General features: G+C 36.0%; 18 protein-coding genes, 3 tRNA genes and 1 pseudogene. 5 read left to right on the top strand and 17 right to left on the bottom strand.

Annotated elements, in window-relative coordinates:
• Nucleotides 1-95: 95 nt before the first annotated feature.
• The 6 genes from nuoE to ACFIMW_RS04220 all read right to left on the bottom strand — a co-directional run bounded on the left by nuoE (nt 96) and on the right by ACFIMW_RS04220 (nt 4,016).
• On the bottom strand, nt 96-767 hold the full coding sequence (nuoE, locus tag ACFIMW_RS04245; protein WP_375606833.1) for an NADH-quinone oxidoreductase subunit NuoE: 672 nt from the start codon (nt 765-767) through the stop codon (nt 96-98).
• Entirely contained in the window at nt 767-1,957 is a 1,191-nt protein-coding gene (locus tag ACFIMW_RS04240; RefSeq protein WP_375608286.1) for an NADH-quinone oxidoreductase subunit D, read from the bottom strand. The genes nuoE and ACFIMW_RS04240 overlap by 1 nt, the downstream gene beginning before the upstream one ends.
• Nucleotides 1,958-2,076: 119 nt before the next feature.
• Entirely contained in the window at nt 2,077-2,685 is a 609-nt protein-coding gene (locus ACFIMW_RS04235; protein ID WP_375608334.1) for an NADH-quinone oxidoreductase subunit C, read from the bottom strand.
• Nucleotides 2,686-2,702: 17 nt separating this feature from the next.
• Nucleotides 2,703-3,284 carry a NuoB/complex I 20 kDa subunit family protein gene (locus tag ACFIMW_RS04230; protein ID WP_375608287.1) on the bottom strand — a complete coding sequence of 194 codons (582 nt, stop codon included), beginning with the start codon at nt 3,282-3,284 and terminating at the stop codon, nt 2,703-2,705.
• Nucleotides 3,275-3,640, bottom strand: coding sequence for an NADH-quinone oxidoreductase subunit A (locus ACFIMW_RS04225; protein WP_375608288.1), 366 nt, complete (start codon nt 3,638-3,640; stop codon nt 3,275-3,277). The genes ACFIMW_RS04230 and ACFIMW_RS04225 overlap by 10 nt, the downstream gene beginning before the upstream one ends.
• 299 nt (nt 3,641-3,939) lie before the next feature.
• Nucleotides 3,940-4,016, bottom strand: a tRNA-Asp gene (locus tag ACFIMW_RS04220).
• Between the two features lie 174 nt (nt 4,017-4,190).
• Here ACFIMW_RS04220 and ACFIMW_RS04215 point away from each other — a divergent pair.
• Nucleotides 4,191-4,266, top strand: a tRNA-Val gene (locus ACFIMW_RS04215).
• Nucleotides 4,267-4,365: 99 nt separating this feature from the next.
• Here the strand turns inward: ACFIMW_RS04215 and ACFIMW_RS04210 are convergent.
• The 5 genes and pseudogenes from ACFIMW_RS04210 to folE form a co-directional block, all read right to left on the bottom strand.
• A pseudogene (locus tag ACFIMW_RS04210) lies at nt 4,366-4,659 on the bottom strand (XRE family transcriptional regulator); the annotation flags it as partial.
• A 677-nt stretch (nt 4,660-5,336) separates the two neighbouring features.
• Nucleotides 5,337-5,843 carry a hypothetical protein gene (locus tag ACFIMW_RS04205; RefSeq protein ID WP_375608289.1) on the bottom strand — a complete coding sequence of 169 codons (507 nt, stop codon included), beginning with the start codon at nt 5,841-5,843 and terminating at the stop codon, nt 5,337-5,339.
• Between the two features lie 136 nt (nt 5,844-5,979).
• Nucleotides 5,980-7,164 carry an alpha/beta hydrolase gene (locus ACFIMW_RS04200; RefSeq protein ID WP_375608290.1) on the bottom strand — a complete coding sequence of 395 codons (1,185 nt, stop codon included), beginning with the start codon at nt 7,162-7,164 and terminating at the stop codon, nt 5,980-5,982.
• A 188-nt stretch (nt 7,165-7,352) separates the two neighbouring features.
• Nucleotides 7,353-7,437: transfer RNA gene (locus ACFIMW_RS04195), tRNA-Leu, on the bottom strand.
• 139 nt (nt 7,438-7,576) lie between these two features.
• Nucleotides 7,577-8,197, bottom strand: a complete 621-nt coding sequence (folE, locus tag ACFIMW_RS04190) for a GTP cyclohydrolase I FolE (RefSeq protein ID WP_375608291.1) — start codon at nt 8,195-8,197, stop codon at nt 7,577-7,579.
• A 125-nt stretch (nt 8,198-8,322) separates the two neighbouring features.
• Here folE and ACFIMW_RS04185 point away from each other — a divergent pair, with 125 nt between their 5' ends.
• The 3 genes from ACFIMW_RS04185 (at nt 8,323) to thrS (ending at nt 11,193) form a co-directional block, all read left to right on the top strand.
• Nucleotides 8,323-8,751, top strand: a complete 429-nt coding sequence (locus tag ACFIMW_RS04185; protein ID WP_375608292.1) for an iron-sulfur cluster assembly scaffold protein — start codon at nt 8,323-8,325, stop codon at nt 8,749-8,751.
• Nucleotides 8,752-9,102 carry a membrane protein insertion efficiency factor YidD gene (gene yidD, locus ACFIMW_RS04180; protein ID WP_375608293.1) on the top strand — a complete coding sequence of 117 codons (351 nt, stop codon included), beginning with the start codon at nt 8,752-8,754 and terminating at the stop codon, nt 9,100-9,102.
• 114 nt (nt 9,103-9,216) lie between these two features.
• Entirely contained in the window at nt 9,217-11,193 is a 1,977-nt protein-coding gene (gene thrS / locus ACFIMW_RS04175) for a threonine--tRNA ligase (RefSeq protein WP_375608294.1), read from the top strand.
• A 1,086-nt stretch (nt 11,194-12,279) separates the two neighbouring features.
• Here the strand turns inward: thrS and ACFIMW_RS04170 are convergent.
• From ACFIMW_RS04170 to ACFIMW_RS04150, 5 genes are all read right to left on the bottom strand, one after another.
• Nucleotides 12,280-12,783, bottom strand: a complete 504-nt coding sequence (locus ACFIMW_RS04170; RefSeq protein WP_375608295.1) for a MerR family transcriptional regulator — start codon at nt 12,781-12,783, stop codon at nt 12,280-12,282.
• 190 nt (nt 12,784-12,973) lie between these two features.
• Entirely contained in the window at nt 12,974-13,297 is a 324-nt protein-coding gene (locus ACFIMW_RS04165) for an integration host factor subunit alpha (RefSeq protein WP_375608296.1), read from the bottom strand.
• Between the two features lie 77 nt (nt 13,298-13,374).
• Nucleotides 13,375-14,349 (bottom strand): beta-ketoacyl-ACP synthase III, encoded by a 975-nt coding sequence (locus ACFIMW_RS04160; RefSeq protein WP_375608297.1) that lies wholly within the window; start codon nt 14,347-14,349, stop codon nt 13,375-13,377.
• 48 nt (nt 14,350-14,397) lie between these two features.
• Complete coding sequence (plsX, locus tag ACFIMW_RS04155; protein WP_375608298.1) at nt 14,398-15,468, bottom strand: phosphate acyltransferase PlsX; 1,071 nt, start codon at nt 15,466-15,468, stop codon at nt 14,398-14,400.
• A gap of 155 nt (nt 15,469-15,623) precedes the next feature.
• Nucleotides 15,624-16,181, bottom strand: coding sequence for a DUF177 domain-containing protein (locus ACFIMW_RS04150; protein WP_375608299.1), 558 nt, complete (start codon nt 16,179-16,181; stop codon nt 15,624-15,626).
• 221 nt (nt 16,182-16,402) lie between these two features.
• On the opposite strand from ACFIMW_RS04150, the gene ACFIMW_RS04145 reads away from it, so the two are divergent.
• Nucleotides 16,403-16,882: an outer membrane protein assembly factor BamE gene (locus ACFIMW_RS04145; RefSeq protein ID WP_375608335.1), complete on the top strand. Its 480-nt coding sequence runs from the start codon at nt 16,403-16,405 to the stop codon at nt 16,880-16,882.
• Between the two features lie 76 nt (nt 16,883-16,958).
• On the opposite strand, the gene nusB is transcribed toward ACFIMW_RS04145, so the two are convergent.
• On the bottom strand, nt 16,959-17,429 hold the full coding sequence (gene nusB / locus ACFIMW_RS04140; RefSeq protein ID WP_375607112.1) for a transcription antitermination factor NusB: 471 nt from the start codon (nt 17,427-17,429) through the stop codon (nt 16,959-16,961).
• Nucleotide 17,430: the final 1 nt, after the last annotated feature.

Raw genomic sequence — 17,430 nt, 5'->3', positions numbered from 1 at the left:
ATGCAATTTAAAAAAAATCTTGAAACTTTCTACTTTTAATCAAATGTTGTTATAAATGAGTGACATAATGGAATATCTTTTCAAAAAAATTTTTACTAAGATTCCATTCCCTTATTATCCTTTTTCTTTGATCCCTTGAGAGATTTACTTTTTTCTTCATCATCAAGAAGAGATGTTAAACCACTAATTGGCTCCGACGATTTACGACTATTTTGCGGACCAACAGCTATCTCAGGACCCTTTCCCGCCTCAAATGCATCGATAATCTCTTCAAGGCGTTCCGCTGTAAGATCTTCGTAAGTATCTTTAAAAATCATAACCATGGGAGCATTAACACAAGCACCAAGACACTCCACCTCTTCCCATGACAATGTTCCATCCTGATTGGTTGTAAAAGGCTCATGATGAATTTTTTTCTGACAAACTTTAATCAATTCATCAGAACCACGTAACATACAAGGCGTTGTCCCACAAACTTGAATATGCGCTTTTGTTCCAACAGGCTTAAGCTGAAACTGAGTATAAAAAGTAGCAACTTCTAAGACACGGATATATGCCATAGAAAGAATTTGAGCGATATGTTCAATTGCAGCACGTGTCACCCAACCATCTTGCTCTTGTGCACGCATTAATAACGGAATGACAGCTGATTGCTCACGCCCGACAGGATACTTTTCTATAGTATTTTTTACCCATATTTGATTTTCTTTTGTAAAAGAAAACTCTGCGGGCTGATAGATATCATCTGCAAGACGGCGTACGGACATTAGCGATCAACCTCCCCAAAAACAATATCAATCGAACCCAAAATAGCTGTAGCATCCGCCAACATATGGCCTCGGGTTAAAAAATCCATAGCTTGGAGATGAGCAAATCCAGGAGCACGCAACTTGACACGATAAGGCTTATTGGTTCCATCAGAAACAAGATAAACACCAAACTCACCCTTTGGAGCCTCTACAGCAACATACACTTCTCCAGGAGGTGTGTGAAAACCCTCCGTATAAAGTTTAAAGTGATGAATCAATGCTTCCATTGAACTTTTCATTTCGTTCCGCTTTGGTGGTACAATTTTGCGATCCAAACTCGAAACTGGTCCCTTCTTTTCAGTCCCCAGTAACCGTTCTACGCATTGACGCATAATTTTCGCTGATTGACGCATTTCTTCCATACGAATAAGATAGCGATCATAACAATCACCATTTTTACCTATAGGAATATCGAATTCCATTTCATCGTAACATTCATAAGGCTGACTTTTACGCAAATCCCATGGCACACCAGCCCCACGGATCATAACTCCAGAAAAACCACGTGCCCAAGCTTCATCAATACTTACGACACCAATATCTACATTACGCTGCTTGAAAATCCGATTTGGTGTCACAAGCGCATCAAGTTTACCAAGAGAAACAAGAAATGAATCAATAAAATTACCAATATCCTCAACTAAAGATTCTGGTAAATCCTGATGCACACCACCGGGGCGAAAATAATTTGCATGAAGACGAGCGCCACAGGCACGTTCATAAAAAATCATCAATCTTTCACGTTGCTCAAACCCCCAAAGAGGAGGTGTCAAAGCACCAACATCCATTGCCTGTGTCGTTACATTAAGCAAATGGTTCAGAATACGCCCAATTTCACAAAATAAAACACGTATTAATTGCCCCCTTTTAGGAACTTCAATATCCAATAATTTTTCAATAGCAAGAACAAAAGCGTGTTCCTGATTCATAGGAGCAACATAATCTAAACGATCTAGATAAGGACCCGCTTGAAGATAGGTCTTTGTTTCCATTAATTTTTCGGTACCACGATGCAATAATCCAATATGTGGATCTACACGCTCAACAACTTCACCGTCCAACTCTAGAACCATGCGCAAAACGCCATGCGCTGCAGGATGTTGCGGACCAAAATTGATATTAAAGTTTCGAACATTGACCTCAGCCACAATCAACCCCTTGCTTTTTTAAAAACTTCATATCAAATATTAAAAAAATCTATCATATTAAAAACATTAATTATTAAAAAAATGCGCTATTCTAATAGAACGCCTTATCAAAACCAATATCATTTTTTACCCTCTGCTTTTTCATCACATGGTAAAATATATTGTCCTCCTTCCCAAGGAGAAAGAAAATCAAAATTACGCATCTCTTGGCGTAAAACAACAGGTTCATAAATCACTCTCTTTGCTTCATTATCATAACGGCATTCAACAAATCCTGTCACGGGAAAGTCTTTACGTAAAGGATATCCTTCAAAACCATAATCTGTTAAAATCCGTCTTAAATCCGGATGTCCTGAAAATAAAATCCCATACATATCATACGTTTCACGTTCATACCATTCTGCGCCAGGATAAACCGTACAAGCTGAAGCAACGGGAGTATTTTCATCCGTACGAACTTTTACACGTAAGCGTAAATTTTCACGAGGGGATAATAATTGGTAAGAAACATCAAAGCGCTTATCGCGAGAAGGATAATCCACACCACTAATGTCTGTAAGATTAATAAATTGACAGTGAGAATCATCACGAACAAACATTAAGACATCGATAATTGCATCAAGACGTGCCACAATAGTCAATTCACCAAAAGCAAGAACAGTCTCTTCAAGCTTATTTCCTAACTTATTTTCCAAATAAGCCGCAAGTTCAACCAATGATTCATTCATCATGACAAGAAAACTCTCTATCGCTCTATGGATCCGGTACGACGGATTTTTTTCTGTAACAATAATATGCCGTATAATAATGCCTCTGCTGTCGGTGGACATCCTGGAACATAAATATCGACAGGCACAATACGATCACAGCCACGCACCACTGAATAGGAATAATGATAATATCCCCCGCCATTTGCACATGATCCCATAGAAATCACATAACGCGGCTCTGGCATCTGATCATACACTTTTCTTAAAGCAGGAGCCATCTTATTTGTTAGAGTACCTGCCACCACCATCACATCTGATTGACGGGGAGAAGCTCGTGGTGCATATCCAAAACGCTCATTATCATAATGAGGCATTGAACATTGCATCATTTCGACAGCACAACAAGCCAAACCAAAACTCATCCACATTAAAGAACCGGTACGTGCCCAAGTAATCAAAGCATCTGCCGAGGTAACTAAAAAACCCTTATCTGATAATTCAGCATTAATATCACGAAAAAACTTATCGTTAGATCCTATCAATTCACCAGTATTGGGATCAATGATTCCTTTTGGTTTCGGAGCTGTAATTGTTGAATGATTAGATTTTAATTCCATTCAAGAGCTCCTTTTTTCCATTCATATATGAATCCAATAGTCAAAATCGCTAAAAACACAATCATCGACCAAAAGCCAAACACACCTATCGATTTGAATGAAACAGCCCAAGGAAAAAGAAAAGCAACTTCAAGATCAAAAATAATAAATAAAATTGATACCAAATAGAAACGAATATCAAACTTCATGCGAGCATCACTAAATGAATTAAACCCACATTCATAAGCCGATAACTTTTCAGGATCGGGGGAACGATATGCTACAATGTAAGGTATAATCAACAAAGCTCCAGCAATAACTGCCGAAACAATAATAAAGATCAAAACCGGTAAATAAGAGCTCAATAAATAAGCCATAACCCTCTTCCATCGTAACGAAATGCCTAAGCTTAACACAATTATTCAATATTGCGAAATCAAACAGGCAAACTTAATAACCGCTTCATTGACTCTGCTTATACAGCTTCAAAGATATACAGAGCGATACTTTTCTCATCGGCATAGGTAACGCAGAGAAAAAAAAGACGCAAGTCCTATTCTTATAATCATATAAAAAGAAAAAATATACTTACTTCCCCCCCTAAATCAAATACTCTACCACCTAACCTACAGTACAAGGACATCTTAAAAAGAAAGTCCTATGAGGAAATAGAAAATGGCGCGGGTGACGGGGCTCGAACCCGCGACCTCCGGCGTGACAGGCCAGCACTCTAACCAACTGAGCTACACCCGCGCATTTTTTGAACCAATTAATTTATTTGGTACAAGCGGTCGTGTAAGGGGTTCATTCGTTTATGTCAAGAAGGATTATGCATTTTTTAAAAAAATTATCAAATACTATCTTTATTCTTGCGTTTAGAAAAAAATTTCCTTAAAGAGGGTTCATTCAGTTGCTGATTATTGCATTGGGCGATTAGCTCAGCTGGTAGAGCGCCTCGTTTACACCGAGGATGTCGGGAGTTCGAGTCTCTCATCGCCCACCATTCAATTTTATACTGCAAGTGACTTATTGATTTTATTATTTTTTTTAAAGTACGGGATACGTGGATAAAAGTTAGGGAATAGGATTTTTCAACCTATCTCTATAGGATGCCTCTTTTTTTGCAAACTTTCTCAAGAAGGTCTTTTAATTCTGCTAAGTTTTGTTGTGAAAAATTCTCTAAACTTCTAACAAACTCACCAACCGCCTCATGCCTCAACGGATCAGAAGTCTTGATTGTAAAACTTTTGCGACAAGCATAAGCTGCTTTCCTTAGGAGTAAAGCCTTCTCTTTATCTAAACCATAAAGCTCTATGATCTTTTCCTCCAGTCCTACAGGAACAGATTTTTTGCCAATCTCTATAGAAAATAAAAATGCTAAAGATACAGCTAATTTTTAGATTTTATTGGTCATTATTTTAAACGTGTGAAGATATTGTACACTATCTCTATATAAAAAAACCTTATCAAGCATATACAATATCTATTATATAGTACGTTTAATATCATCGTAAAATTTAAATCCTACAATAGGATATATAAATTAAAAATATTGGTGTACTCACGTTTGTTAATCTTAATGCGATAATTTTTGATCTCTCTTCAAAAACGAATATCATTATAGTTTTTAAGGAAGATATCGTTAACTTTATACAAGCTCATGCAAAAAAAACTGATATTTTGTTCCAACTTTTTTATGGCATATTTACCCTGAGGAGATGACATTACAAGTGATGCTGATAACCTTGTATTGCTTTTACTTAACTTGCCTTTTCATCCACCTTTAATTTCTAATTTGAGATTTTTTCTTTATTTTTATCGGAACATAAAAAATATAAACATCATATGTCCTTGCGCTTCTTTACACAATCTGATTCTTGCTAATAAAGTCTTCCCTGCTTAACTTTACCAAAGATACAACCAAAGTCTCTTAAAGCTTTAATGCAATAAAAAGTGTGATTATCAAATACACGCGACTTGTTTATTATTGCAAATTCTTTTCTTTAAAAAGACTATAGTCTTCTAACAGCGTTTTTTGTGTGAAATTATCTATCTTTTCAATTAAAAAAACTTTTATTGTTTAGCTTTTGTTTTTTTCTCAAAGAGATGAGGGCTTTCAATAATAAGCTTTTCTCGCGCTTTTTGTAACTGTTTAATGATTTCATCAATTTTTGATGGAGAACAAAAAGCTTCTTGGCTATTCAATAAATGCAACCTCTCCTTCCCCTCATATAAACATTGCATCTGGGATTGAAGTATTCTAACTTCTTGAAAGAAAAGACGCCCAGTTTCCTTAAAACCATTATTAAGTGAAAAAAGTTGATCGGAAATGGATAGCAGAATTTGTTTTAAAAAGCGTTCATTTTCTTGACGTTTACGATATTCTAAAATAAGAGCATGGCTTATCTCATCTAATTGTTGTTTCGTAGAATCAATTTGACGCAATAAATTTGGTTTTTCCCCCATATCACCTTTTCTCACCTTCACAAGCATAGTATGAATGTCTAACAACTTAATTGCGGAATGAGATAAATAATCAACAACTGTAGGGGTATTGACATAGCGTTTTCGTGCATTCATCACAAACTTACCTAATGACTGTTTTTTTACATTCATTCCGCTATTTATTTTTATTTTACAAAGGCATTCTAAAGAAAGTGCTAAAAAATATTATTCTAATGCATTATTCGATGAAACCTTTTTTCTCTTTTCACTATCAACGTGGAATTCGTGGAGAGAGAAAACGTACAGGTGTATAAAGGATAAGATGTGTTGTTTTCTCCAACACACTACTACCATCAGCAAGAAGAGCTTGACTAGGTGACAATTCTGTACCTTGCATAATTGTTGAAGCCAAAGAACCTTCTCGAGAAAGAGCCATCAATGTTGGCGAAGATGCAAAGACATTATGGGCCCCTCCATCTACATGAGAGAAATCAAGAACAGCTATTCCGTTTTTACGCAACATTTCAATATCTGAGCCATCACCCACACGATGATGTCCACCCGTAAGACGTCCTGAAACAGCAAGAGCTTTATCCGCTCTGGATACTAAAATAGCTGTTGGCTGTGGGAGTTTTTTTATATCATTAAGTTGGCGCTCAAATACATCAACATCAATGTCTGGTGCAGCCATTAATAAACTTGTAATACGATGAATAGGCTTATATTTTCCCTGTAGGGCTAAAGTTCTAAATGCCTCCATTATAACAAAATTGCCCATAGAATGTGCAATGACCGAAATCTGATCAGCATTGGTTTCACTAATAAGTGTCAAAAGCTCTATTAATCCGTCACGGGCAAAATTAGCACTGTCACGATCATAAATATAAAGAGGAACTGATCCAGCAGAAGGCCAAGAATAATGCACAGCGACAACATTTAAAGAATAATCGTGTGTAAACTGCGCCGTACGAAATGTACCATCTGCAAAATTATTATTATATCCATGGATAAAAAGAAAAATTTCTCTTTTTCCTTTTGGCTTTTTTGCTAAAGCAGCATTTAATTGCTGCTTAAACTGTTCTTTATTATCGTATTTTTGTAATGCTACTGCTGCAAAATATTTATCATGCGTAGGTTTATACGCATTTATTTCAACAACTCCCTTTACATGTTGCTGGGGGATTCCTACATCAACACGATTATAATGCACTTTATTTGATCGCTCTATGCCATAAGGTTGAGAGTAATTATTTTGCATCATACGACTTGTTGCAACATACACTGGAACAATGGCTTTTGGAGAAATTGGTTTTCCTTCAACTTCCCTTTCTACTGCAATCATAGAAGGAGTTGCATGCACCCCATGCCAAAGTACAGCACGCGAATCGCTACATGCTGATAATAAAGAAATACAAATAAGAAGTGTTAAATATCTTAAAACCACTATACTTTTCACTGCAACACCATCCCACCCTATAAAAAATATAACATTTCAAATGCACAGAATTAAAGTAATAAAAAATGAAAAATTAATGAAACATTATTGGAAATACACCAACAAATAATAAAAAAAGAAAGATTTCTTTATAATGATACATTCTCTTTTTACACAACTTCCTCTCATTACAGAGATTAATTGCCAAATGGTGCGGTCGAGAAGACTCGAACTTCCACGGGTTGCCCCACAGCGACCTCAACGCTGCGCGTCTACCAATTCCGCCACGACCGCACGTGGTGAAACAAAAAACTTTGGATTCCAGCCTTTAACAAATCATCAAGAAAGGTACAAGCCAATTTTCTGTTTCTCATAATTTATTTTATCCAGATAATTTATAACTTAATAAAGATTACGAGAAATATGGGCTTTCCTATGATCTTTGAACCATCATCATAAAATATGCTTGTGCAGCTTGATCTTTTTCATAAGAACCATGAAAGTTTTTGGTAATTGTTGTAGAACCCTGTTTTTGAATTCCTCTCATAGTCATACACATGTGCTCAGCCTCAATCAGTACTGCGACACCAAGGGGTTTTAGATATGTTTTTAAAGCGTGAGCTACCTGCGCTGTCATAGCTTCTTGTGTTTGTAAACGACGAGAAAAAATATCTACAACACGTGCAATTTTTGAAAGGCCAACGACTTTTGTATTAGGAAGATAGGCTATGTGCGCTTTCCCGATAATTGGGATCATATGATGTTCACAGTGTGAATAAAAAGGTATATTTTTTACGATTACCGATTCATTGTATCCTGAAACCTCTTCAAAAACCGTGCCTAAAGTTTCTTCAACCGATTGACTATAACCATTAAAAAGCTCGCGATATGCCTTAGCCATACGTCTTGGTGTATCTAAAAGCCCTTCTCTACTTGGATTTTCCCCTACCCATAAGAGTAATGTACGAATCGCTTCTTCTACCTCTTCAATATTAGGACGCTTTTCTTCAGATAAAAAAGAATCCTTTGAACCTTCTTTAACAACATTACGCATTCAAAAACTCCAACCCTACTCTCTACAAAGCATTTGCTAAATATCTATTTCATTTTGTATAATCTCTATATAAGCGAATTAAAAGTTTAAACAATCACAGCTCTCAAAATTTCAGGCAATAGCGCATGATTGATAATATCTATAATGATAAAATAATTGAATATGCAGCACATATAAGCAAAATTGGGCGCCTTAATAATCCTGATGCAACATCAAGGAAACATACACACCTTTGCGGTTCAACAATTATCGTAGATTTAAAAGTAAAAAATGATATTATTACGGATTTTGCCCATGAAATACACGCATGCGTGCTAGGGCAAGCTTCGGCTTCACTTTTAGCATCTCATATCATCGGAAAAACAACACAAGATCTTAAAATATTGCGTGAAATTATCTATCAAATGCTAACGCAAGATGGTCCTTCTCCTCAAGCTCCATTTGAGGATTTTTCTTGCTTACAGCCCATTAAAGACTATAAAGTGCGCCATGCAGCAACACTACTGCCCTTTGAGGCAACGATAGATTGTATTCAAAAAATTGAAGAAAAATAAATGTTCAAATCGCAATCTCGACAAAAAAAATTGACTCGAAATTACACTGGCACTTGGCAAAAAACACCCGGACGATTATTGGGCATTTGCTTAATACGTCTCTATCAAATAACACTTTCGAGTCTTATAGGCAATCAGTGTCGCCATGCCCCAACTTGTTCAGAATATACATATGAAGCGATTGCACGCCATGGGCTTTGGGCTGGTGCATGGATGGGATTTTTTCGTATCATGCGTTGTGGACCCTTTGGAACAGCTGGCTTTGATCCAGTCCCTCCATTACTGGGAAATTCTTGCTGTTTTTATAAACCTTGGCGTTACTGGAAAATTTCTGACAAACACAATAAATAATCCTTTTCTTTTTTTATATGTACTGATAGAAAAATTAGTCTATAAGCTTTTTACTTAGTTTTCACGAAAAACCATCCGCAATCGTTAGCGGAATTGGATTTAAAGGGTGTTTTTATGTCTTGCTCTATTTCTCTTTCTTTTCCAGATGGTTCAAAACGTAATTACCCCGCCGAAATGACAGGTTTGGAATTAGCAGAATCCATTTCTAAATCATTAGCAAAAAAAGCAGTCGCCTATAGTCTTAATGGCATTATGCGAGATCTATCGGATTCATTGGGACAATCTGGTCAAGTAGAGATTATTACCCGAGAAGATTCACGTGCTCTTGAACTTATAAGACATGATTGCGCCCATGTTCTTGCTGAAGCAGTGCAAGAACTCTTTCCTGAAACGCAAGTGACAATAGGTCCTGTTATTGAGAATGGATTCTATTATGATTTTGCACGCCAACAACCTTTTACATTAGATGATCTTACCGTCATTGAAAAAAAAATGCGTGAAATTATTCAACGCAATAAACCTTTTAGGAAAGAAATTTGGTCTCGTGAAAAAGCAAGAAAAATTTTTTCTGAGAAAAAGGAATTTTATAAAGTTGAACTTATTGATAGCGTTCCTGAAAATCAAGATTTAAAAATCTATTATCAAGGAGAGTGGTTTGATCTTTGCCGCGGACCGCACATGCAATCTACAGGCCAAATTGGAAATGCTTTCAAATTAATGAAAGTCGCAGGTGCTTATTGGCGTGGCGATGCCAATAATCGGATGCTTACGAGAATTTATGGAACAGCATTTGCAAATGAAAATGACTTAAAAGCCTACCTCCATATGTTAGAAGAAGCTGAAAAGCGTGATCATCGCCGCTTGGGACGTGAAATGGACTTATTTCATTTTCAAGAAGAAGGACCAGGAATGATTTTTTGGCACAAAAAAGGCTGGAAAATGTTCCAAAATTTGATCAACTATATGCGTAGACGCCTTGATGATCATCAATATGCTGAAGTTAATGCGCCACAAGTTCTCGATAGGTCACTTTGGGAAATATCTGGCCATTGGGGCTGGTATAAGGAGAACATGTTCAAAGCAATTCCAGCAGCAGAAGATTCAGATCATGGGAATGTTTATGCTCTTAAACCAATGAATTGCCCTGGTCATGTGCAAATTTTTAAACATGGTTTAAAATCTTATCGTGATTTGCCTATTAGACTTGCTGAGTTTGGTCTTGTGCACCGTTATGAGCCTTCAGGTTCTTTACATGGTCTTATGCGTGTGCGTGGTTTTACACAAGATGATGCGCATATTTTTTGTACTGATGAACAATTAGCCGATGAATGTCTCAGTATTAATGATCTTATTTTATCAACTTATGCTGATTTTGGTTTTAAAGAAATCAGTCTTAAGCTTTCAACACGTCCAGAAAAACGAGTTGGATCTGATGCATTATGGGATCATGCAGAAAGTATCATGGAATCTGTCCTTAAAACGATTGAAACAAAATTTGCAGGACAAATCAAAACAAGCATCTTTCCAGGTGAAGGAGCATTTTATGGTCCAAAATTTGAATATACATTAAAGGATGCTATCGGTCGTGAATGGCAATGTGGAACAACACAAATAGACTTTAATCTCCCTGAACGTTTTGGTGCATTCTATATTGATAAAGATTCAGAAAAACGTCAACCTGTTATGATCCACCGTGCTATTTTTGGATCAATGGAGCGTTTCCTTGGTATATTAATCGAAAACTTTGCTGGACATATGCCACTTTGGCTTGCTCCTGAACAAGTTGTTGTTGCAACAATTACATCTGAAGCAAATGAATATGCCAAAAAAATAACAGCAAAACTTAAAGCTATTGGGCTTTCAGCAACAACAGATCTCCGCAATGAAAAAATTAACTATAAAATACGAGAACATTCTTTACAAAAAGTTCCCGTAATTTTGGTATGCGGCAAACGTGAAGCTGAAACAAACAGCGTAAATATGCGCCGCTTAGGAAGTACGAATCAAACCTTTTTATCTATAAAAGATGTGATTAAACAACTCTCAAATGAGGCAACACCTCCAGATTTGCAACGTGTAATAAATATATAAATCACAGAAGATGGTAAGATATCAATTTTTATACAAAATAAAACGATTTGATACTGTCGTGTTTTGGGGTTTTATACATAATTACCTATCACAAGAAAGGATCATCTGATCACACTCTACAAAGCGGATGAGTAAAAATTGAATGTAAGAGTTATAAGCCGTTTAAATGCAAAAATCTTAGACAATTGAATATTAATAAATACCAATTTCTAGCATTAATCTATTAGCTTTATAATAGAAAGATGGTGCTATTATCATAGATAAATCATTACGAATTATAGCAACATCAAGAAATAAAACTGGAAACAAGATTATATTTATTAATAAATATGTAAACTAGCTGAATGATAATGTATCTTATTCATAAAGTATAGTATTATCAAAAAAAGACAACATATTGATTTATAATAATATATACTATTATTCATATTAAATAAGAATCTCGACTATCATAGGATACTCTCATTTCAAATCTTTTTGTGTTGAATCAACCAAAATTATTCGCTTGTACGTGACAAGCGGGATGAGTGTGTGGCAACTATTTAAAAAAGGACTAAAAAGTCTCAAGAGCTAAGTTTTTTGCAAACATTGAAGGCGAGCTAAATATAATGATGATACCAGCTTACTCTTTTACAAGCGTAAAAATGTTGGTGCTCAATGGATTTACCGTTATACTATTCACAAGCACCGTAGCAAAATGGGCTTAGATGCTTTCAAAGATATCTCTTTAAAACAAGTGTGTGAATTGGAAACACAATAGCGTTATAAATTTCGCGACTTCCACTGACTAAATGTTATTTTAACTTCCCTAAGAGTTATACAGCTAAATCAAAGAAAAATTGCAAAATTCAACGTTAATTCTTTCCCCTCTTCATATTATACCAAATCTAAAATTCTTATAAAAAAAATTCGTCAAATAGATACATATGGTACATTATGCTTGTTTAACATATAAAGCTCGGGGCACACATTATAAAATGTTTAATATCTACGACACATGACTGCGCTAGACGCTATACTGATTTATAAAGAAACCTCCAAACGCATGTTTTACCCAAAAAATAAGAGAACATAAATAAAAAAACATTATCGTGCTCTATCAAGAACACGCTTACATTCAATGAGTTCAAACAGTATTTCTTGCAACAATGCTTTATCGGTTTTATCTTTGTAAAGATTCACAGAACCAACAGATGCTTCTCCCTCATTCTTTATGAAACTCAAAAGCCCAAAAGAAGATTTTTTAGGCTTATTGCTGGTATTTTCGAAAGTTTGTCCTACTTGATTTTTCTCTATGACAATATTCATGGTATCAAGATCGCCATTCCCAAAAGCAGTTACAAAAGCAACCCCATTTTCTTTCAAAAGACGCTGCACACCTTTTATTGTATAACCTTGATCATATAATAACTGCTTAATACCATTGAGTAAATCAACATCGACCGGACGATAATAGCGTCTTCCTCCTCCACGTTTCATTGGTTTAATCTGCCTAAAACGTGTTTCCCAAAATCTCAAGACATGCTGCGGAAGCTCCAACAACTCGGCTACTTCGCTAATTGTGCGAAAAGCATCAGAGCTTTTATCCATTTTTCAACACCTTATCTAAAACACGAAAAATGATTTGACAATGATTCATTACGTTTCAATTTCTCAACAAGATTAGTCAAAAATAGGACCATAATTGACTACTTACTAAACAGTTTTTTTCTCAAAATACAGGACTTTATCTTATATTTATACATTTTTAAATAAACACCAAACATTATCACGCGTTTATTTATGATATACTATTTTTTTGTCTTGCACGATGCGAATCTAAAACTCTCTGCTTAAGTACATTTGCAGCCTTAAATGTTACAACACGTCGTGGTGGAATAGGCGCTTCAACACCTGTTTTTGGATTGCGCCCAACACGTTCATTTTTACTGCGCACCTGAAAAGTTGCAAAAGAAGAGAGTTTAACAGCCTCACCTCTTACAAGTGAGTTGCAAATCTCATCCAAAACCAATTCGACCAAAGCTGCTGATTCAGTATGTGACAAGCCCACTTTTTTGCAAACTACGCTCGCTAAATCTGCACGCGTTACTGTCTTACTTGTCATTATAACCACCTATTTAAATATTAAAAATTACAAAATGACTTATACGTTTACTTGAAATATGGTCAAGTAGCCATAATTTACCAACGAATAAGAATTGCTCCCCATGTAAATCCACCTCCCATAGCTTCTAACATGATAAGATCTCCTTCTTTTATTTTTCCATCGCAAACAGCTGTTGTTAAAGCCAACGGAACTGATGCAGCAGACGTATTACCATGTTGATCAACGGTAATTACAACTTTATCTGGTGAAATTCCCAGTTTTTTAGCAGATGCTTCAATAATGCGCTTATTAGCTTGGTGAGGTACAAACCAATCTAGTTGTGAAGAATTCATACCTGCATCTGCAAAACAATCATCAACCACATCCGTTATCATACCAACAGCATATTTAAAGACTTCTCGTCCTTCCATACGCAAATAGCCTGTTGTTTGTGTTGTTGAAGGTCCACCATCAACATACAGCTTATCTATATAAGCACCATCAGAACGTAGTTTTGCAGATAATATACCACGCTCAAAAGCAATCCCCCCTTCAACTTCTTGCGCTTCCAAAATAGCAGCTCCCGCACCATCACCAAACAAAACGCACGTCGTACGATCTTCCCAATCTAAAATCCGAGAAAATGTATCGGATCCAATAACTAAAATTCTTTTAGCTGCTCCACACTGTATATAAGCATCTCCTGTTGTTAAAGCAAAAATAAAACCAGAGCAAACAGCTTGAATATCAAAAGCAAATCCATGGCTCATTCCCAAAGCATACTGAATTTCAACAGCAGAAGCAGGAAAAGTACGATTTGGTGTTGAGGTTGCTAAAATAATACAATCAATATCCTTTATTGTAAGACCAGCATTTATAAGAGCTTCTTGCGCAGCTTCGACTCCTAAAGAAACGGTTGTTTCATTTTTATTGGCAATATAACGTTGATGTATTCCTGTACGCTGAACAATCCATGAATCCGATGTTTCAACAAACTTTGCAATCTCATCATTTGACAAACTTCTTTTTGGCAAAGCGCTTCCTACACCACGTATAATTGATCGAATCATTCAGCTCTCACCTTTTTTCAGACTTTTCATTTCTATTATAAGAGCTTATCATAAGGACTCTCCATTCATCACTGCTTCTTCTTCCTGATCAAAAAGTGTTCCTTTATTTTCATGAAATCGCCGTAAATCAGCAGTTATTTTTTGTAAAAGTCCGTTATTAACCATCTCATAACCAACTCGGATAGCAGAAGCAAAACCATTAGCATTAGCACTGCCATGACTTTTGATGACAACACCATTCAAGCCTAAAAGTACTCCTCCATTCACCCTATCGGGATCCATTTTATGTTTCAGTGTACGAAAAGCTCCCCGCGATAAAAAATAACCAAGAGATGTTAAAAAAGAACTGCGCAACGCAGAATTTAAAATCTCTCCTATCTGTCGCGCGGTCCCTTCTGCGGTTTTTAAAGCAATATTACCAGAAAACCCTTCTGTTACAACAACATCTACTGTTCCTTTCCCAATGTCATTGCCCTCAACAAATCCTTTATATTCCAATCCTTCTAATTGTACTTCACGTAATATCATTCCTGCTTTTTTTATTTCGTATAGTCCTTTAACCTCTTCCACCCCCACATTTAAAAGCCCAACGCTTGGTTTTTCAGTGTGATACAAAGCGCGAAACATACCCGCTCCCATAACCGCCAAATCCACCAACTGACGAGCAGACGCACCAATTGTTGCCCCAATATCTAAAACGATACTCTCACTGCGAAGTGTTGGCCAGATACCCGCAATTCCAGGACGTTCAGCTTCTGCTAGCATTTTTAAACAAAAATAAGACATAGCCATCAGCGCTCCCGTATTACCAGCAGAAACGCAGGCATCAGCTTCACCATTTTTTATCGCTTCAATGGCATACCACATTGATGATTTACCACGTCCATTACGAAGTGCTTGGCTTGGCTTTTCATCCATGCGCGTATAACTTTCTGTGGGATAAAAGCGCGAGACAGAATCTAAACAGGGATATTTTTTTAAAACTGGCTTAACGATCTCTTCTATCCCATAAAACAGAAAATAAATATTTGACAAATATTTTTGTACAATTGCTGCTCCTGCAATAGCTGCTTCTGGACCGTAATCACCACCCATAACATCCACAGAAATTCTAATCACGCTTGCATATCCCACATCTTTTATTTACATTTTTAAATGTATATTATGATTTTTGGCTTCTGAATACTCACAAAACATATCTTGCGAAAATAGCTCCGCGGAAAATATCGTTTTTATCATAGCATACAATAGATAATTTTTTTATGTTTTTACAATTACTTCCAATTTTTCAAAACAGAAAATGGCGAGAGTTTTTGCTCTGCTTCTTCTAAATTTTTAACCACATGCATATTTATCCCCTCTTTACGTGGATAATGATTAATAGACAACTCAAAAAACTCTTCCATGATTGCACCAATATCAATTTTATCATTATAAAATACTTCCGGAGTATCAAGCCCCTCCACATCTAAAAATAATTCTCCAGTCCCTTCTGATATTTTGGGTTTTATCAAATTTGAATCTTCAGGAACAAAAACAACGTCAATATTTTCACAGAGAATATTTTCTAAAGGTTCTAATGTAACAATACATAACTGTAGTATACGTGCTTGTAACAGACCTTTTATACGCACTCCGCGTTTTTTCCACGGGAAAATATGAAATTTTCCCTCACAAGATTTTACTTCAATTAAATCATGGTTCTGGGCTAAATGTGTACATTCTTTTTTGTTTGCACAAAAATGAACCCTTATACCTTTAGCAGGGAGAGAACGTACAGATATTGGATAAGCCAAAGCAAATGTCATTTGAGGAACATTTTGAACATTCATAGACAACTCCCAAACATAAAAACGCGTAAAGCACCATGTTTTTATTTATCTCAAGTATTTATGCATTTTTTTCTTTTCTAAAGAAATTCTATATGGCATAATTTGCTTTATAACAGGGAAACTCAGTGTAAGCTACGGTAGATTAAGTTAAAATTAGAAAAAACTTGAGGTTGCCTTCTTGTGTTACATCTAAGTATAAAAAGGAGATGTCATTGTTTCAAATGCCTCACATAATAGCCTTAATCAAACGTAAATTATTGATTGGTCTATCAATAGCAAGCATAGGAATGCTTGCTGGGTGTAGTCTTTTTGATTCTTCAGGTTCGAGCCAAATTTATAGAGAAGGCTATGTTCTTGATAAAAATGCTCTAAGTTCTATCTCTATTGGCTCAAGTCAAGAGCAAGTTCTTTTAACTTTAGGAACTCCTTCATTAAAAACAAAATATGATAATGAAGTTTTTTATTATATCTCACAGACACGATACCGTGGGATGCAGTTTATGAAAACAAAGATCATTGATCGCAAAGTTTTAGCCATTTACTTCAATACAAAGAATCAAGTTGTAAAAGTTTCTAACTACGGTCTAAAAGACGGTCAAGTTTTTGATTTCATTACGAAAACAACACCAACCGTAACAAAAGAACACCCTTTCTTAATTCAAATTATAAAAGGTCCTACGAATCTACCAACCAATAACTAAAATATAGTTTACATATCGTTTTAATATTATGAGATTTGATTATTGTCAGGTCTCATAATATAAAAGATTGTAACTCTTAGAGTCGGACTTTTTTTGCCATACTATCGAGAACTGCGTTAACAAGTTTGGGCTCTTCACCCTCAAAAAACGCCTTTGCTATATCAACATATTCATTCATAACAACTGCAATAGGGACATCTTTACGGTTGATCAACTCCCATAAACCTGCTCGTAAAATTGCGCGTAAGATAGAATCAAGACGTGAAAGAGACCACTCTGCGGAAAGCTGTTGATGAAGCAGCGGATCAAGCTGCTTTTGATCTTTTACAACACCCGTTATAATAGCCAAAAACCATTGAAAATCAGCTTCAAGATATTGGTCTCCATCAATATCTTTTCCCAAACGATAAGCCTCATACTCAGCTGCAGTTTCCATCACCCCCGAACCCACGATATCCATTTGATAGAGTGCTTGAACTGCAGCAAGTCTTGCTGCTCCACGTTTATTGGCTGAACGCGGAAAATGTCTGCTTTTTATATCAGCCATA

This window comes from Bartonella sp. AC329YNZD (assembly GCF_042196685.1).
Taxonomy (GTDB): Bacteria; Pseudomonadota; Alphaproteobacteria; order Rhizobiales; family Rhizobiaceae; genus Bartonella.
This window is presented reverse-complemented; position numbering and strand designations above follow the sequence as displayed.

What these genes read in the sequence shown, in the direction of transcription:
- ACFIMW_RS04160 (WP_375608297.1), bottom strand. Translation starts at nt 14,349, where the DNA reads ATGATTCGATCAATTATACGTGGTGTAGGAAGCGCTTTGCCAAAAAGA.
- ACFIMW_RS04230 (WP_375608287.1), bottom strand. Translation starts at nt 3,284, where the DNA reads ATGGAATTAAAATCTAATCATTCAACAATTACAGCTCCGAAACCAAAA.
- ACFIMW_RS04185 (WP_375608292.1), top strand. Translation starts at nt 8,323, where the DNA reads ATGATTGATAATATCTATAATGATAAAATAATTGAATATGCAGCACAT.
- thrS (WP_375608294.1), top strand. Translation starts at nt 9,217, where the DNA reads ATGTCTTGCTCTATTTCTCTTTCTTTTCCAGATGGTTCAAAACGTAAT.
- ACFIMW_RS04145 (WP_375608335.1), top strand. Translation starts at nt 16,403, where the DNA reads ATGCCTCACATAATAGCCTTAATCAAACGTAAATTATTGATTGGTCTA.
- ACFIMW_RS04225 (WP_375608288.1), bottom strand. Translation starts at nt 3,640, where the DNA reads ATGGCTTATTTATTGAGCTCTTATTTACCGGTTTTGATCTTTATTATT.
- ACFIMW_RS04165 (WP_375608296.1), bottom strand. Translation starts at nt 13,297, where the DNA reads ATGACAAGTAAGACAGTAACGCGTGCAGATTTAGCGAGCGTAGTTTGC.
- ACFIMW_RS04205 (WP_375608289.1), bottom strand. Translation starts at nt 5,843, where the DNA reads ATGAATGCACGAAAACGCTATGTCAATACCCCTACAGTTGTTGATTAT.
- yidD (WP_375608293.1), top strand. Translation starts at nt 8,752, where the DNA reads ATGTTCAAATCGCAATCTCGACAAAAAAAATTGACTCGAAATTACACT.
- ACFIMW_RS04235 (WP_375608334.1), bottom strand. Translation starts at nt 2,685, where the DNA reads ATGAATGAATCATTGGTTGAACTTGCGGCTTATTTGGAAAATAAGTTA.
- ACFIMW_RS04150 (WP_375608299.1), bottom strand. Translation starts at nt 16,181, where the DNA reads ATGAATGTTCAAAATGTTCCTCAAATGACATTTGCTTTGGCTTATCCA.
- nusB (WP_375607112.1), bottom strand. Translation starts at nt 17,429, where the DNA reads ATGGCTGATATAAAAAGCAGACATTTTCCGCGTTCAGCCAATAAACGT.
- nuoE (WP_375606833.1), bottom strand. Translation starts at nt 767, where the DNA reads ATGTCCGTACGCCGTCTTGCAGATGATATCTATCAGCCCGCAGAGTTT.
- ACFIMW_RS04170 (WP_375608295.1), bottom strand. Translation starts at nt 12,783, where the DNA reads ATGGATAAAAGCTCTGATGCTTTTCGCACAATTAGCGAAGTAGCCGAG.
- folE (WP_375608291.1), bottom strand. Translation starts at nt 8,197, where the DNA reads ATGCGTAATGTTGTTAAAGAAGGTTCAAAGGATTCTTTTTTATCTGAA.